The organism is Streptomyces sp. DSM 116795, from assembly GCF_055792905.1.
In genome coordinates, this window is the sequence record NZ_CM147707.1 from 1,876,681 (window position 1) to 1,891,363 (window position 14,683).

A 14,683-nucleotide genomic window follows, 5' to 3' on the forward strand; every position below is an offset into this window, starting at 1 on the left:
TCAGTCCTCCCCCAGGATCTGCGGCACCTTGAAACGCTGCTGTTCCTGTGCGGGGGCGCCCGAGAGCGCCTGCTCGGGGGTCAAGCCGGGACGCACGACGTCCGGGCGCATGACGTTGGTGAGCGGCAGCGGGTGAGAGGTCGGCGGTACGTCCTCGTTGGCGACGTCGGAGACGGTGGCGACAGCACCGATGATGTCGTCGAGCTGACCGGCGAAGTGATCCAGCTCTTCGTCCTTCAGCTCCAGGCGCGCCAGCCGGGCGAGGTGGGCGACCTCCTCGCGCGAGATGCCAGGCATGCAGCGGTCCTCTGGGTGAGTGTTGGATTTTCCGAGCCCAATCCTATGGCTCTTGCGGCCGGGGCCGTGCCGCGGGCGGTTTCCGCCTCCGGGGGTGCGGGTGCGGTTCGCCTCCGGGGGTGCGGGTGCGGTTCGCCTTGGGGGTGCGGGCGCGCGCACGTCCGTGCTGGTGCCGGGGGCGTGCCGCTCCGGCGGCGGCTCCGGGAAGGCATGATTTACGGCCGACCACACGGAACACACTCCTTGAGGCCTGTGTCGGCCACAAATCACGCTTTAGTTTCCCGGAACCACCGCCTGCGCGTCCCACCCCGTCCCCGCCGGTTCGGCGACTCCCCCATCGTGGTCATCGGGTCCGGCTGCCCCAGTACGAGCACTCCAACCACCCCTGAACCACGGCCTGTTGAGTGCTGGTTCCGAAACTGGCTTCCAGGGGGAAGGCCGTACAGGCGCCAGCCGAAGGCGTAGGGGTCAGCGCGCCACGAACTCCGTGAGCACGGCCTGCACTTCGTAGATGTCGACGCCCTTGGTGAAGGTCTTCTGGACAGGAGTGGGATCGCCGGAGATCCAGATCTTCAGCTCCGCGTCGAGATCGAAGGTCCCTGCCGTCTCCACCGAGAAGTGCGAGATGCTCCTGTACGGAACGGAGTGGTACTCCACCTTCTTGCCGGTCATGCCCTGTTTGTCGACGAGGATCAGCCGCCGGTCGGTGAAGAGGATGGTGTCGCGTATCAGCATGAACGCGGCGTGCACCTGCTCGGTCCGCCCGAGCAGACGCCCGTACTCCTGCTGCGCCTTCCCCGGATCGATGGTGTGTGCGTTCCCGAACAGCGCCACGTAAGCCCCCAGTTGTCGTCGTCCCTCGCCCGCAGGGTATCCACGGCCCGTTCTGCGCCGCGTCGTCCGGCGGGAGGAGGTCCGCCCGCCCGGCCGGGCTCGTACGGTCATCTCCAGCGGACCGGGGCCGGGTCCGCAGCCGGCGGCGTCCGCCCTGCGCGATCCGGGCGCTCACCTGGAAGCCGCAGGCAGGCGGCTCGCGTCTTGACTCTGCCCCAATCGGGTTTTATGCCAGTAAGTGAGGCAACCAGGACATGGCCGCTGTGCCTGCAGGACCGATGAGGAGGTCAGCGATGGGACGCGTAGTCGGTATCGACCTCGGTACGACGAACTCGGTGGTCTCTGTTCTGGAGGGCGGGGAGCCCACGGTCATCGCCAACAACGAGGGCTCCCGCACCACGCCGTCGGTCGTGGCCTTCGCCAAGAGCGGCGAGGTGCTGGTCGGCGAGCCTGCCAAGCGGCAGGCCGTCACCAACACCGAGCGCACCGCCCGGTCGGTCAAACGCCATGTGGGAGAGGCGGACTGGCGTTTCCCGGAGACAGGCGGGATCGACGGCAAGCAGTACACCGCACAGGAGATCTCCGCGCGGGTGCTGCAGAAGCTCAAGGGCGACGCGGAGGCCTTTCTCGGCGAGGAGGTGAGCGATGCCGTCGTCACGGTGCCCGCCTACTTCAACGACGCCCAGCGGACCGCCACCAAGGAAGCAGGCGAGATCGCCGGCCTGAACGTACTGCGGATCATCAACGAACCCACCTCCGCCGCCCTGGCCTACGGGCTGGACAAGGAGAACGACCAGACGGTTCTGGTCTTCGACCTCGGGGGCGGCACCTTCGACGTGTCGCTGCTGGAGATCGGCGAGGGAATCGTGGAGGTGAAGTCCACGTCCGGAGACACCCGCCTGGGCGGCGACGACTGGGACCAGCGCATCGTCGATCACCTGGTCAAGCGGTTCAAGGACGGATACGGCATCGACCTGTCCAAGGACAAGATGGCCGTTCAGCGGCTGCGCGAGGCCGCGGAGAAGGCCAAGATCGAACTGTCCGCGGCGACGGAGACGGCCGTCAACCTGCCCTACCTCACGGCATCCGCCGAGGGGCCGCTGCACATGGACGAGAAGCTCACCCGCGCCCAGTTCCAGCAGCTGACGAGCGACCTCCTGGAACGCTGCAAGGGCCCGTTCCACCAGGCCGTGGAGGATGCAGGGATCAAGGTCTCCGACGTCGACCACGTGATCCTGGTCGGCGGCTGCACCCGGATGCCCGCCGTGACCGAGCTGGTCAAGGAAGTGACCACCAAGGACCCGCACAAGGGCGTCAACCCGGACGAGGTCGTGGCGATCGGCGCCTCCCTCCAGGCCGGAGTGCTGAAGGGCGAGGTCAAGGACGTCCTGCTGCTGGACGTCACCCCGCTGTCCCTTGGCATAGAGACCAAGGGCGGCATCATGACCAAGCTCATCGAGCGGAACACCACCGTTCCCACCCGTCGCTCGGAAGTCTTCACCACGGCAGCCGACAACCAGCCGTCGGTCAGCGTGCAGGCCTACCAGGGCGAGCGCGAGATGGCGGCGTCCAACAAGAAGCTCGGCATGTTCGAGCTCACCGGCCTGCCGCCCGCACCCCGCGGGATGCCGCAGATCGAGGTCACCTTCGACATCGACGCCAACGGCATCATCCACGTCTCCGCCAAGGACCTCGGCACCGACAAGGAGCAGAAGATGACCGTCACCGGGGGCTCCTCGCTGGCGAAGGAAGACATCGACCGCATGGTGCGCGACGCCGAGCAGTACGCGCAGGAGGACCACGAGCGCCGCGAGGACGCGGAGACCCGCAACCAGGCCGAGCAGCTGACCTATCAGACCGAGCAGCTCCTCAGGGACAGCGGGGACAAGGTCCCGGCGGACGTCAAGGACGACGTCGAGACGGCCCTGGCGGAGGTGAAGGAGAGCCTGAAGGGCGAGGACACCGAGGCCGTCCGCACCGCGACCGAGAAGGCGGCCACGGTCAGCCAGAAGCTGGGCCAGGCGATCTACGCGTCGACTGCCACCCCGGGGGCATCCGGAACCGGCACATCCGCCGCCGGCACCGAGCGGGACGAGAGCCGGGAGGACGCGGACCGGGAAGATGTCGTCGAGGCCGAGATCGTGGACGAGGACGGCGAGGGCCAGGACGACAAGGGCCGGGACGACGAGGGTCAGGACCGCGGAGGAACTGCCTGAGCAGGCGGTGTGGAGGCGGCCTGAAGGCCTGCAACCACCCGCTACCGCCTGGTCACCGCGTGAGCAGCGTCGAGGTCAGGGGCAAGACCGCTCAGCCACTCCGCTGTGGCCTCGGGGTCGGCCGCGGACACGGCGATGAGGCTGAACGGCGACTCCGGCCAAAGCTCGACGCGGACGGACGGCTCGTGGCGTCTGAGGGCTACGAATTCCCACTCACGGTCGTGCCGGCGGGTCCCCACGTACAGTCCGCCAGGGACCGAAACCCCTCGGGAGGCCACTCCGCGCAGCGCACGCCACCAATCGCGCTCGACCACCACCCGGCGTATCTCTGCGAGCGGCACCTTGACATTGCCGTGCCGCGCGGCGGCCTTCTCCCACCATGACAGCCGGACGATCAAGTCCTCGTCCTCGGCCTGCAGCCTTGCCATGCCAGTTCCTCCATCCCGGCTCCGGTGGTCGTCTGCGATGCCGGGTGCCCACGCACGCGCCGGCCCACCTCATGAGGAGCCGGGCAGCCTTCTCGGCTGGGGGCTCGGCATGGCTGTCCCACTGAAGGTGGGGGAGCGTCCGGGCCTCCGGAGACGGCCGCCGGCACGGCACCCCGGCATACCGCCCGCGGCACCCCGGCATCCCCCCGCGGGGCCGCGCACCGCTGCCCGGAGGGCACGCCCCGGAGCTGCACGCGGCCGGGAGGGAGGCCGTTACTGGACCGGCTGCCACCCCGTAGGGCGATTCGCGTCGTGGGACTGGGTCGGTTTGGTCGGCGGGCCCGAGGTGCGGGAGGTGCCGCCCCCGGAGCCGGGGTGCTGGCGGGTCGAGGCCGCGGTCGAGGCAGACGGGCCGCATTCCAACTGCGGCTGCGGACGGGCGCGTTCCAGGGAGTGCGGGACACCGTCCCGCGCCCGCAGCCACGCCGTCGTCTCGTCGGGCGGCATCGCGGCCGCCACCAGCCACCCCTGCACCGCGTCGCAGCCCAGGTCGCGCAGCCGCTCCCAGGTCTCGTCGTCCTCCACGCCCTCGGCCACGACCAGCAGGCCCAGCGAATGCGCCAGATCGACGGTGCAGCGCACGATCTCCGCGTCCTCCGCGTCGACCGCGAGCCTGGCGACGAAGGAGCGGTCGATCTTCAGCTCGCTCACCGGCAGCCGCCGCAGGTGTACGAGCGAGGAGTAGCCGGTGCCGAAGTCGTCCAGGGACATCTTCACGCCGTGCCCGGCCAGCGCGGCGAGCGTGTCGGCGGCGCGGTGCGGGTCCTCCAGCAGCACGTGCTCGGTGATCTCCAACTGGAGCGCGCCGGCGGGGACTCCGTGCCGGGCGAGGCGTCCGGCGACGGCGCCCGCGAAGCCGGGTGCGTGGACGTCGCGGGGCGAGACGTTGACGGCGACCGGCACCATGAGCCCGTCGGAGCGCCAGCGGGAGACCTGCGCGAGGGCCGTCTCCAGCACGTACTCCGTGAGCCGTGGCATCAGCCCAGACGTCTCGGCTATCGCGATGAACTCGTCCGGGGGGACGCGCCCGCGCTCGGGATGGACCCACCGCACCAGCGCCTCCAGGCCGGAGACGACGCCGTCGAAGCCGACCTTGGGCTGGTAGTGCAGCTCGACCTCGCCCGCGTCGAGTGCGCGGCGCAGGTCCGCCAGCAGGCCGAGCCTGTCGGGGGTGTTGCCGTCGCGCGTCGCCTCGTAGACCTCGACGCCCGTACGGTCGCGCTTCGCCTCGTACATCGCCACGTCCGCGCGGCGCAGCAGCCCTTCCGCCTCGCGTGCGTGCTCCGGGAAGACGGCGACGCCCGCGCTGGCCTCCAGGACGAGCGTCAGCCCGTCCAGGTCCAGTGGCGAGCCCAGCGCGGAGACCAGGGTGCGGGCGGCGCGCATCGCGCTGGTGGTGGAGTCGGCCAGCGGAATCAGCACGGCGAACTCGTCGCCGCCGAGCCGGGCCGCCTCCGCACCGCGCGGCAGCTCCGCGCGCAGCCGTTCTGCGATCTTCAACAGCAGCCTGTCGCCCGCGAGATGGCCGAGGGTGTCGTTGACGGAACGGAAGCGGTCGAGGTCGATGAGGACCAGCGCGGAGCGGGCCTCGGTACGTTCGGCCTCGTCCAGCGCCGACCAGGTGCGCTCCAGCAGCCACTGCCGGTTGGGCAGACCCGTCAGCGGGTCGCGCAGCGCCTCCTCGGCGCGGACGCGGGCGATCCACAGCGTCGAGTCCACAGCGATGAGCGGCACCGCGAACAGCGGCAGCAGTATCGGGCGATACGCGGCGACCACCGTTATCAGCGGTGATATGCCCAGCAGCGCGACGGCCACGAGCCCCTGCCGCATCAGTGCCCTGCGCAGCGCGGTGGGCAGCCCCGTCTTGCGCGGGGCGTGCGAGAACCACAGCAGGACGCGTGTGACCAGGAGATAGGCGAAGGCCGCCAGGACGACCTCTGGGAGCGCGAAGTAGCCCCAGTCGGCGGGCTTCCAGGGATTCGCGACGGACGGGCGCACGCCCACGGCGGCCAGGGACAGCGCCGCCGCCCCGATGCCGAGGATGTCGACGGCGCCCTGCACCACCGCCTGCCTCCAGCGGTGCCGGCGCACGGCACCCACCAGCACCACCACGGCGAGGCTGACCAGCACGGCCGGCGCCCAGCCGTAGAGCAGCAGGATGGCCAGAGTCAGCGCGGCACCCGAGCCGGTGCCGCTCCACCAGCGGTCACGTCCGAGCGCGATGAGGTGACCGACGATCAGGCCCGTGAGCACCGCGAGCGACCAGCCCGTGACCGCGTCCGGGAAGAGGGCTCTGCCGTCCGTCACGACCCGGAAGATGCCCGAACCGAGAGCGAGGCCCGCTCCGACGACGACGAGCGACGGCAGTCCGGGCACCCGCAGCGCTGCCAGGCGCTGCACCCACGGAACGTCCTCCGCTCCGCCCGTGGACCCCGTACTGCCGCTCGTGCCGTCGGGCAGGCTGGAGTACGGGGGGCCGTGGCCCCCAGGAAATTCCTGCATGCCCGTCCCTCCGCCGGCCGTCCGTGCCTGCTTCCCCAAATCAGGCACACACATCAACAGTAGGCCGCACACCGCCTCCAGGGCAGCGATCGGCCGGGGTTGGCTGTGCGCGACCCGGCTGATCCAGCCCCTTTCGCGCACAACAGCCGATAACAGTGCGGCTTCTGAGTGCATACCCGGGCGTAAACGCATGGGACACCTGTGACGGGCACACAACAGCGGGAAAACTGGGATGACTTGACTAGCCCTCAGTGCCCTGTTCGGGGTGCTTTTCGGCCACTTCGCGCGCGGCGTCCGGGCCTTGCTCCAGAAGAACGGCGAGGCCGTCATCGTCCAAAATAGGCACCTTCAACTGGACGGCCTTGTCGTATTTGGACCCAGGGCTCTCTCCCACCACCACGAACCCGGTCTTCTTCGAAACAGATCCGGTCACTTTCGCGCCCCGTTCCTGGAGGGCCTCTTTCGCGCTGTCCCTTGTGAGCGTCGCGAGCGTCCCGGTGACCACGACGGTGATCCCTTCCAGCGGTCTCGGGCCCGAATCGGCGGAGCCCTCCTCCTCCATCCGTACGCCCGCGGCACGCCACCGGTCGACGATCTCGCGGTGCCAGTCCTCCGCGAACCACGCCTTCAGCGAGGCGGCGATGGTCGGCCCGACGCCCTCGGTCGCCGCCAGCTCCTCCTCACCGGCCTCGGCGATCCGGTCCAGGGACCGGAACTCGCGGGCCAGCGCCTCTGCGGCCACCGGCCCCACATGCCGGATGGACAGCCCGGTGATGATCCTTGCGAGCGGACGCCCCTTGGCGGCCTGGATGTTCTCCAGCATCGCCAGCGTGTTCTTGCGCGGCTCGCCCTTCTGGTTGGCGAAGAGGGTGACGACCTTCTCCTCGCCGGTCTCGGGATCGCGCTTGGCCAGACCGCTGTCGGTGTCCAGGACGAAGGACTTGATGGGCAGCAGATCCTCGACCTTCAGGTCGAAGAGGCCGCCCTCGTCCTTCAACGGCGGCTCGGCCGGCTCCAGCGGCTGGGTCAGCGCCGTGGCCACCACATAGCCGAAGTGCTCGACGTCCAGGCACTTGCGGCCCGCCAGATAGAACAGCCGCTCCCTCAACTGGGCAGGACACGAACGCGCGTTGGGACAGCGCAGATCGATGTCGCCCTCCTTCATGGGGCGCAGTGCCGTACCGCAGTCGGGGCAGTGCGCGGGCATCTCGAACTCGCGCTCGCTGCCGTCCCGAAGATCGGCGACCGGCCCCAGGATCTCCGGGATGACGTCGCCCGCCTTGCGCAGCACGACCGTGTCCCCGATGAGGACGCCCTTGGACCTGACGACCTCCTGGTTGTGCAGCGTGGCGAACTCGACCTCGGAGCCGGCCACGGTCACCGGCTCCACCACCGCGTACGGCGTGACTCGGCCCGTACGGCCGACGCCGACGCGGATGTCGGCCAGCTTCGTGTTCACCTCCTCCGGGGCGTACTTCCACGCGATGGCCCAGCGCGGCGCACGCGAAGTGGAGCCCAGGCGCCCCTGCAGCCGCACCTCGTCCAGCTTCACCACGACGCCGTCGATCTCGTGCGCCACGGAGTGGCGGTGCTCGCCGTAATAGGCGATGAACTCGCGGACGCCCGCGAGCCCTTCCACCACCTTCGGGTACTGCGAGGTGGGCAGGCCCCACTCGCGCAGCAGCCCGTAGGCATGGCTGAGGCTCGGGGTGTCGAAGCCCTCGCGGGCGCCGATTCCGTGCACCACCATCCGCAGCGGACGGGTGGCCGTCACCTTCGGGTCCTTCTGGCGCAGCGAACCCGCGGCGGCGTTCCGCGGGTTGGCGAACGGCTTGTCGCCTCCCTCGACCAGGCGGGCGTTGAGCTCCTCGAAACGCTCCATCGGGAAGAAGACCTCACCGCGGACCTCGACCAGCTCCGGGACGCGACTGCCGCTCAGACGCTCGGGGATGTCGGCGATCGTGCGGATGTTGGGCGTGATGTCCTCGCCCGTGCGCCCGTCGCCGCGGGTGGCCGCGCGGGTGAGCCTGCCGTGCTCGTACGTCAGATTGACCGCCAGGCCGTCGATCTTCAGCTCGCACAGGAAGTGGTACTCCACGCCCTCCAGTTCACGCGCGATGCGCTCCGCCCACTCCTCCAGCTCCCCGTCGTCGAAGGCGTTGTCCAGGGACAGCATCCGCTCGCGGTGGGCGACTTCGGTGAACTCCGTCTCGTACTGCCCGGCGACCTTCTGCGTCGGCGAATCGGGCGTGACCAGGTCCGGATGCTCCGCCTCCAGGCCCTCCAGCTCACGCAGCAGCCGGTCGAATTCGGCGTCGCTGACGACCGGTGCGTCCCGCACGTAGTAGCGGAAGCGGTGCTCCTCGATCTGCTCGGCCAGGCGCTGATGCTGCTCGCGCGCATCGGCGGGCGCCGGCCTTCGCTCATTGCGGGCCACCGTCTCGTCCTCCCGTCACTCAGGGTCGTCGGCGAGGGATCTCGCCGCCCGGACGCAGTGGGCGAGCGCTTCACGCGCATACGCGGGCGAGGCGCCCGCCATACCGCAGGCCGGGGTGACCACGACCGACTCCGTGAGGAGGGCCGGGGACAGCCCGAGCCTGCGCCACAGCGACCTGACACCACTGACGCTACCGGCAGGGTCCGACAGTCCGCCCCCGTCCGGCCCGGCTCCCGGCACGACACCGGCGAAGAGCACCGTGCCTGCCTCGACGGCCTCGCCGATCGCTTCGTCCTCACCCTCGGTGAGCAGACGCGCGTCGAACGAGACGCCGGCGACGCCCGCCCGGCGCAGCAGCCCGAAGGGCGGCCGCGGCGCGCACGAGTGCACGATCACGGGCACCTCTTCCGCCCGGCACGCCTCGGTGATCTCCCGCAGCGCCCCCTCGGCGACCGCCCGGTCGACGGCGCCGTGACTGCGGTAGCCGCTGGCGGTCGGCACCCGGCCGAGCAGCACGGCCGTCAACAGCGGCTCGTCGAGCTGCAGTACGGGACGGGCGCCGGGCACCCTGCGCCGTACGTCCGCGAGGTGGGCCCGCAGGCCCTCGGTGAGGGACGCCGTGACGTCCCGGCACGCGCCGGCGTCGCCGAGCACCGCCTCGCCGTTGCGCCGCTCCAGGGTCGCGGCCAGCGTCCAGGGCCCGACCGCGGAGACCTTCAGGGCGCGCAGGCCGCCCGCGTCCCCCTGCGTGAACTCCTCCATCGCGTCCAGGTCTTCGCCCAGCCACGACCGCGCACGCCTGGTGTCGCGGCCCGGCCGGTCGCTGATCCGCCAGCCGCTGGGCTCCAGATGCGCGTACAGCTCGGCCAGCAGACCTACGGTGCGTCCCGTCATGTCCGCGCCGGGGCCGCGTGCGGGCAGCTCCGCGAGGAAGGGGAAGGCCTCCAGGGTGCCGGTGACCGTACGAGCCGCCTCGCGCGCGTCCTCACCGGGCATCGAACCGATGCCGGTGGCGGCGGCCGGGCCCCACACGGCGCGCGCCGCGCTCATGCGCCCGGCCTGACCGTCAGATCGGTGACCTCCGCGTCACGCGGCATGTCCAGCGCCGTCAGCAGCGTCGTCGCGACGGCCTCGGGGCTGATCCACTTGCCGGGGTCGTACTCCTTGCCCTCCTGCCGGTGCACCTTCTCCTGCATGGGCGTCGCCGTCCGCCCGGGGTAGACCGACGTGACGCGCAGACCGTTGCCGCTCTCCTCGGCGCGCAGGGCGTCCGCGAGGGCCTTCAGCCCGTGCTTGCTCGCGGCGTACGCGGACCACTGCGGGTTGGCCCGCAGCCCCGCGCCGGAGTTGACGAAGAGGACGTGCCCGCGGGCGAGCCGCAGCTGGGGCAGCAGCAGACGCGTCAGCTCGACGGGCGCTACGAGGTTGGCGGCCAGGGTGTGGTTCCAGACCTTGGCGCTCAGTTCGCCGACTTCGCCCAGCTCGACGACGCCCGCGATGTGCTGCAGCGAGTCCAGCCGGTCCGGCAGGTCCTGCTGGCTCAGGGCCCACGAGAGCCGCTCCGGTTCGCCGAGGTCGCCGACTACCGTGCGGGCGCCCTCGAAGCGGGCCCTCAGCTCGCCGGCGCGTCCGGCGTCGCGGGCCAGCAGCCACAGTTCGTCGCCACGGTCGAGAAGCCGCCGCGTGACGGCGGCGCCGATGCCCGAGCCGGCACCGGTGATCAGATGCGTTGCCATGCACCCATCGTCCCCCAGTCGCACCGGGCCCGGTGAACCGGCCGTCCGCGCCCGCCACCGATGAGTTTCCGCCACCGGCCCGGTCTGATCGCTGTGAGCCGGAGGCACCCGCGTACGGGCGGCGTCCGGGAGAGACGCGGAAACGGGAGGGCAGCGATGCCGGCAGACAGGACGGGCTCCCCGGCCACCGGCCCGCAGGGCACCGGTACCCCGGCGGTCGAGACGTCGGGCCTGGTGAAGGTCTTCGGCGACAACCGGGCCGTGGACGGCATCGACCTGCGCGTCCCTGCCGGTTCGGTCTACGGGGTGCTCGGCCCGAACGGCGCGGGCAAGACCACCGCCGTGAAGATGCTGGCCACGCTGCTGCGTCCGGACGGCGGGCAGGCCCGGGTCTTCGGGCACGACGTGGTGCGCGAGGCGGAGGCCGTACGGGCCCGGGTCAGTCTCACCGGGCAGTACGCATCCGTCGACGAGGACCTGACCGGCACGGAGAACCTCGTGCTGCTGGCCCGCCTGCTCGGCCACTCCAAGCCGGCCGCGCGCAAGCGGGCGGATCAGCTGCTGGAGGCCTTCGGGCTCGCCGACGCGGCGCGGCGTCAGGTCAAGCAGTACTCGGGCGGCATGCGCCGGCGCATCGACATCGCCGCGAGCATCCTCAACACCCCCGATCTGCTCTTCCTCGACGAGCCGACGACCGGGCTGGACCCGAGGAGCCGCAACCAGGTCTGGGACATCGTCCGCGCCGTCGTCGCACAGGGGACGACGGTGCTGCTGACCACGCAGTACCTGGACGAGGCCGACCAGCTCGCGGGCCGTATCGCGGTCATCGACCACGGCAGGGTCATCGCCGAAGGCACACCGGGCCAGTTGAAGTCGTCCGTCGGCGCGGGCTCGGTGCATCTGCGGCTGCGTGACGCCGGACAGCGCGAGGAGGCACGGAAGGTCCTCTCGCAGTCTCTGGCGGCCCAAGTGCAGCCGGACAGCGACCCGGTGGCGCTCACCGCACGTGTACCGGGCGACGGCACGGAGCGCGGAGCGGCCGAGCAGGCCGCACGCGCGCTGGCCGAACTCACGCGTTCGGGGGTCGCCGTCGACCACTTCTCGCTGGGCCAGCCCAGCCTGGACGAGGTCTTCCTGGCCCTGACCGACCACCCCGCACACGACACCGCGCAGGGCGCAAGGCAGGGCGCAGCGCAGGACGCACAGCGGGGCGCAGAGCAGGACGCACAGCGGGGCGCAGAGCAGGACGCCGCGCACGACGGGAACAGAGCAGCAGCCCCGGCCGAGGAGACGACACGATGAGCACCGCGCCCGCCCAGCCCCGTACACCCGCCCGCGGCACGCCCCTGGCGGCCCCGCCCGCCGGGTTGCCGGCCGCGCTGCTCGCCGGTGAGCGGCCGCCCCGTCCGAGCGCGCTGTCCGTCTGCATGACCTTCGGCTGGCGGGCGATGCTGAAGATCAAGCACGTGCCCGAGCAGCTCTTCGACGTCACCGCGTTCCCGATCATGATGACGCTGATGTTCACGTACCTCTTCGGCGGTGCGCTGGCGGGCTCGACGAGCGAGTACCTGCAGTTCCTGCTGCCGGGGATCATGGTGATGAGCGTCGTGATGACCACCATGTACACGGGCGTCTCGGTCAACACCGACATCGAGAAAGGGGTGTTCGACCGTTTCCGTACGCTGCCGATCTGGCGGCCCGCGCCGATGGTCGGCTATCTGCTCGGTGACGCCTTCCGCTACACCATGGCCTCGCTGGTGATCCTGGCCGTGGGACTGGTGCTCGGTTTCCGCCCGGCCGGCGGCGTGGCAGGCGTACTGGCGGGGATCGCACTGCTGGTGGCGTTCTCCTTCGCCTTCTCCTGGCTGTGGACGATGTTCGGGCTGCTGCTGCGCACTGAGAAGTCCGTGATGGGCGTCAGCATGATGGTGCTCTTCCCGCTCACCTTCCTCAGCAACATCCTCGTCGAGCCGAGGACGATGCCCGGGTGGCTGCAGGCGTTCGTCGACGTCAACCCGGTCACCCATCTCGTAGCGGCCGTACGAGGGCTGATGGAGGGCGAGTGGCCCGCGTCCGAGATCAGCTGGACGCTCGTCGCGTCGGCGGTGCTGATCGCGGTGTTCGGCACGCTCACGATGCGGCTGTACAACAACAATTGACGATTCCTCTCCCTGTGAAAAGCAGGGAGATTCCCTTCAGTCCGCGTTGGCGGGCTTCGGGGTTTCACGCGTCCGCCTCCGGCTCGTGGCCGGGACTCGCACCTTGGCGGTGCTGCGCGTGCTGTTGATGTCCGAGCCGCCCGTTCGGCGGGCTCGGGTCTCGATCTCGATCGAGGCGTTGTGGTCGGCGTCGTCCTCGTGTCCACAGTGGGCACAGGCGAACAACCTGCCGTATCCCTTGCGGGATTCGGGATCGGCCTTGCCGCAGGCGGCGCAGGTCTGGGAGGTGTGGAACGCTGGCACCGCGACCAGTACGGAGCCGTACAGCCTGGTCTTGTACTCAAGTTGGCGGCGCCGTTCGCCGGGGGTGTTGTCAAGAATCGACCTGTTGAGTCCTGCCTTTTGACGGACGTTCCTGCCCGGTGCTTCGGCGGTGCCCTTGGCGGAGGCGGTCATACTCGTCACGCGCAGGTCCTCAATACCGATCACGCCGTGGTTTTGGGCAAGGTCGGTGGTGAGCTGGTGCGTGAATTCCTGACGCCGATTGGCCTGCCGGGTCCTGAGTTTTCCGATGGCCGCGATCGTGTGCCGCAGGCGACGGCTGTACTTGCCTCCCTGGTGCTTCCTCGCGTACGTGAGCTGCCGGGCTTTACGCTGCTCAAGCGCCTTGAGCCTGGCCTTCTCGTTCTTGGTGAGCGAGGGCGGCATGAGGCGCGGCGCGTTCTCGTCGGACACGTATGCGGACGCGGCGACGCCGAAGTCCACCCCGCAGCCCGGCTTCCCGTTCGGCGCAGCAGCGGTGGCGACGGTATGGACACCGAAGCTGATGTGCCAGCCATTGCCGTCGCGGGAGACTGTTGCGTTCCGGATCGTCCCACGCAACGCGCGGGACAGCCGGAACCGCACCCACCCGATCTTCGGCAACCTCACTTCGGCCCAGTGCCGGTTGAGCTTGCGGACTTCTACGGCCTGGCCCGGGAACGGGATCGACAATCGGTGTCCGCGCCTCTTCCTGGCCGGGAACCTGGCCGGATGCTCGGGATTCCAGAAATTGTCGTAGGCCCGGTCAAGGTGACGGAGAATCTGCTGCCCCGCCTGCGCTGGAAGATCCCCCATCCAGTCCAAATCGGCGCGGGCGGCCGTCAGATGCTTGCACTGCTCGGCGGACCGCAGCGTGTGCCTCCGCTGATCCCACACGTACCTACGCTGCTCAAGGGCTAGGTTCCACAGGGCGCGCACGGTGTGACCCCACCCGATCAGCACCCCTTCGTGGCCCCGGGTCGGGTACAACCGGTACATGCGCCCCATGTCTGCCTTCACAAGGCTGACCGTAACCAGCCCCACTGACACGCACACCCAACCAGGCCAAAGGAACTCTCGGACTCACTTCCGTCCCCCAAAGAACGGAGCACCGCGAATAGTCGCCGTGGCCAAACAGCCGCTGCCGTAACGCCGTTCGGGCACAGTCGCTCTCACGCCTCCAGCAGCCGCAGCGCGCCCGGGCCGTCGTCCGCGAAGGCGACCAGTTCGGACAGCGGCAGCGGCAGGAAGCCCTCGGTCTGCATGCGTGCGAGCTGCTGCCGCAGCCCGTCGTAATAGCCCGCCGTGTTCAGCAGCACCACGGGTTTGGCGTGCAGCCCGTGCTTCTTCAGTTCGAGGATCTCCGTGGCCTCGTCCAGGGTGCCCGTGCCGCCCACCATGATCACGAACGCGTCGGCGCGCTCCAGCAGTTGCGCCTTGCGCTCGGCCAGCGTCGCGGTGATGACCATCTCGTCGGCGTCCGTACGCGCCACGTTCTGCAGGAAGTCCACGGAGATCCCCACCAGCCGTCCGCCGGCCCCCTGGACGCCGTCGGCCACGACCTTCATCAGCCCGACATCCGACCCGCCCCACACCAGGGAGTGTCCGCGGCTACCGATAAGCTCTGCGAATTCGCGCGCCGACTCCGTGTACACATCGGCGAGTTCGGCAGCGGAGCAGAAGACGCAGATGTTCAGGGGGGTACTGTCCTTGG

At 70.1% G+C, this 14,683-nt stretch carries 12 protein-coding genes; 3 read left to right on the forward strand and 9 right to left on the reverse strand.

Annotated elements, in window-relative coordinates; all coding sequences use genetic code 11:
* On the reverse strand, nt 1-297 hold the full coding sequence (gene gatC, locus ACSMXX_RS07930) for an Asp-tRNA(Asn)/Glu-tRNA(Gln) amidotransferase subunit GatC (RefSeq protein WP_241061675.1): 297 nt from the start codon (nt 295-297) through the stop codon (nt 1-3).
* Nucleotides 298-765: 468 nt separating this feature from the next.
* The gene (locus ACSMXX_RS07935; protein ID WP_473183322.1) at nt 766-1,131 is read right to left on the reverse strand and encodes a PH domain-containing protein; all 366 of its coding nucleotides are present in this window, start codon (nt 1,129-1,131) and stop codon (nt 766-768) included.
* A gap of 293 nt (nt 1,132-1,424) precedes the next feature.
* Between ACSMXX_RS07935 and dnaK the strand changes: the two genes are divergently transcribed.
* Nucleotides 1,425-3,347: a molecular chaperone DnaK gene (gene dnaK, locus ACSMXX_RS07940; RefSeq protein ID WP_473183323.1), complete on the forward strand. Its 1,923-nt coding sequence runs from the start codon at nt 1,425-1,427 to the stop codon at nt 3,345-3,347.
* A 41-nt stretch (nt 3,348-3,388) separates the two neighbouring features.
* Here dnaK and ACSMXX_RS07945 read toward each other — a convergent pair whose 3' ends face one another.
* The 5 genes from ACSMXX_RS07945 to ACSMXX_RS07965 form a co-directional block, all read right to left on the reverse strand.
* Nucleotides 3,389-3,775, reverse strand: coding sequence for a hypothetical protein (locus ACSMXX_RS07945; RefSeq protein ID WP_473183324.1), 387 nt, complete (start codon nt 3,773-3,775; stop codon nt 3,389-3,391).
* Between the two features lie 273 nt (nt 3,776-4,048).
* Nucleotides 4,049-6,337 (reverse strand): putative bifunctional diguanylate cyclase/phosphodiesterase, encoded by a 2,289-nt coding sequence (locus ACSMXX_RS07950; protein ID WP_473183325.1) that lies wholly within the window; start codon nt 6,335-6,337, stop codon nt 4,049-4,051.
* A gap of 241 nt (nt 6,338-6,578) precedes the next feature.
* Nucleotides 6,579-8,774, reverse strand: a complete 2,196-nt coding sequence (ligA, locus tag ACSMXX_RS07955; protein WP_473183326.1) for an NAD-dependent DNA ligase LigA — start codon at nt 8,772-8,774, stop codon at nt 6,579-6,581.
* A 15-nt stretch (nt 8,775-8,789) separates the two neighbouring features.
* On the reverse strand, nt 8,790-9,824 hold the full coding sequence (locus tag ACSMXX_RS07960) for a methionine synthase (protein WP_473183327.1): 1,035 nt from the start codon (nt 9,822-9,824) through the stop codon (nt 8,790-8,792).
* Nucleotides 9,821-10,510 (reverse strand): SDR family oxidoreductase, encoded by a 690-nt coding sequence (locus tag ACSMXX_RS07965; protein ID WP_473183328.1) that lies wholly within the window; start codon nt 10,508-10,510, stop codon nt 9,821-9,823. The genes ACSMXX_RS07960 and ACSMXX_RS07965 overlap by 4 nt, the downstream gene beginning before the upstream one ends.
* Before the next feature lie 156 nt (nt 10,511-10,666).
* Between ACSMXX_RS07965 and ACSMXX_RS07970 the strand changes: the two genes are divergently transcribed.
* Nucleotides 10,667-11,812, forward strand: a complete 1,146-nt coding sequence (locus ACSMXX_RS07970; RefSeq protein WP_473183329.1) for an ATP-binding cassette domain-containing protein — start codon at nt 10,667-10,669, stop codon at nt 11,810-11,812.
* Entirely contained in the window at nt 11,809-12,669 is an 861-nt protein-coding gene (locus tag ACSMXX_RS07975) for an ABC transporter permease (RefSeq protein ID WP_473183330.1), read from the forward strand. Before ACSMXX_RS07970 ends, ACSMXX_RS07975 begins: the two co-directional genes overlap by 4 nt.
* Before the next feature lie 36 nt (nt 12,670-12,705).
* Here ACSMXX_RS07975 and ACSMXX_RS07980 read toward each other — a convergent pair whose 3' ends face one another.
* The gene (locus ACSMXX_RS07980; RefSeq protein ID WP_473183331.1) at nt 12,706-13,989 is read right to left on the reverse strand and encodes an RNA-guided endonuclease InsQ/TnpB family protein; all 1,284 of its coding nucleotides are present in this window, start codon (nt 13,987-13,989) and stop codon (nt 12,706-12,708) included.
* Between the two features lie 152 nt (nt 13,990-14,141).
* Nucleotides 14,142-14,666: an LOG family protein gene (locus ACSMXX_RS07985; protein ID WP_473184686.1), complete on the reverse strand. Its 525-nt coding sequence runs from the start codon at nt 14,664-14,666 to the stop codon at nt 14,142-14,144.
* Nucleotides 14,667-14,683: the final 17 nt, after the last annotated feature.